This window comes from Rhizobacter sp. P1_G5, from assembly GCF_056405435.1.
On record NZ_JBFUCB010000926.1, the window covers coordinates 1 to 1,670 of the forward strand.

Consider the following 1,670-nt stretch of genomic DNA (forward strand, 5'->3'; position numbering starts at 1 on the left):
ACCTGGTGCTCGGCGCGAACGTGCTGCACGCCACGCCCGACCTCGACGTGACGATCCGCCATGTGCGGCAGTTGCTCGCGCCCGGCGGCGTGCTGGTGCTGCTCGAAGGCACGACGCCGCAGCGCTTCGGCGACCTCACCGTCGGCCTGCTCGAGGGCTGGTGGGCGCACACCGACACGCAGCGCCGCAGCTATGCGCTGATGCCGCGCGAGGGCTGGACGACGCTGCTGTCGCAGCACGGCCTGCAGGGCGCCACGCCGCTGCCGGGCGCGACGACGCACCCGGTGCTGGCACAGCAGGCGGTGTTCGTCGCGCAGGCGCCGCTGGCCGCGGCCGAGCGTGAACCGTCGCGCTGGCTGGTGCTCGCCGACCGGGCGGGTTTCGCCGACGCGTTGATCGGCGAGCTGCGCCGCGCCGGCGATCTGCCGGAGCTGGTGGCGCCGACCGCCGACGCGCTCGCTCAAGCCTTGCGCAGCCCGCTGCCGTGCCGCGGTGTCGTGCAGCTGCAGGCGCTGGACCTCGCCGCTCACGCCGGGTTGTCGACCGACGACATCGCACGCGACCAGCAGTTCCTTGTCAGCGCGCTGCTGCAGACGGTGCAGGCGATGGCGGCCCAGCCCGGATCGTCCCGGCCCGCGCTGTGGATCGCGACGCGCGGCGCGCAGGCCACGCACCGCCATGAAGGCGCGAACCCGGCGCAGGCCACGGCCTGGGGCATGGGCCACGTGGTCGCGATCGAGCATCCGGAGCTGCAGTGCCGGCGCATCGACCTCGACCCGGCCGCCGATGCGGCTGCGGCGGCCACGGCGCTGGTCGCCGAGCTGCAGGCCGCGTCGCGCGAGGACCAGATTGCGCTGCGCGGCAGCCGCCGGCTGGCGCGGCGGCTGGTGCCGCACGAGGCGCATGCCGCGCACGGCAGCCTCGCGATCGACGCGTCGCGCGGCTACCTCGTGACCGGTGGCCTGCGCGGGCTCGGGCTGCGCGTCGCCGAGTGGCTGGCGGAGCAGGGCGCGCGCCACCTGGTGCTGATGGGCCGCAACGCGGCCGACGAGCGTGCGCAACGCGTGATCGGCCGGCTGCGCGCGCAGGGCGTCGAGGTGCAGCTTGCGCTCGGCGACGTGGCACGGCGCGACGACGTGCAGCGGATGGTGGCCGCGCTGACCGCGCCGCTGGCCGGCGTGATCCACGCAGCCGGCGTGCTCGACGATGGCGTGATCGCCGGCCAGACCTGGCCGCGCTTCGCGACCGTGATGGGCCCGAAGGTGTTCGGCAGCTGGAACCTGCACACGCTGTGCGGCGAGCTGGACTTCCTGGTGTTCTTCTCGTCCGGCGCATCGGTGGCCGGCTCGCCGGGGCAGGTCAACCACGCGGCGGCGAATGCCTTCGAGGACGCGCTGGCCTGGCACCGCCAGGCGCAGGGCCTGCCGACGCTGAGCATCAACTGGGGGCCGTGGGCCGAGATCGGCGCCGCGGCCGACCGCCGGCTGGTGCAGCCCGGCTCGCTGCAGCCGATCGCGCCGGCCGACGGGCTGGCCGCGCTCGACCATGCGATGCGGCGCGACGGCGCGCGCAGCCCGTTCGAGACCGCGCAGCTCGCGGTGCTGGCGAGCGACTGGGCGCACCTGCGCGAGCAGCGCGCCGCCGGCACCGAGCCGCCGCTGTTCAGCGAG

General features: G+C 75.6%; 1 protein-coding gene. It reads left to right on the forward strand.

The window, feature by feature from the left end; translation table 11 throughout:
• On the forward strand, positions 1-1,670 hold a 1,670-nt coding region (locus AC1D12_RS32820), incomplete at both ends, for an SDR family NAD(P)-dependent oxidoreductase (RefSeq protein ID WP_477845304.1).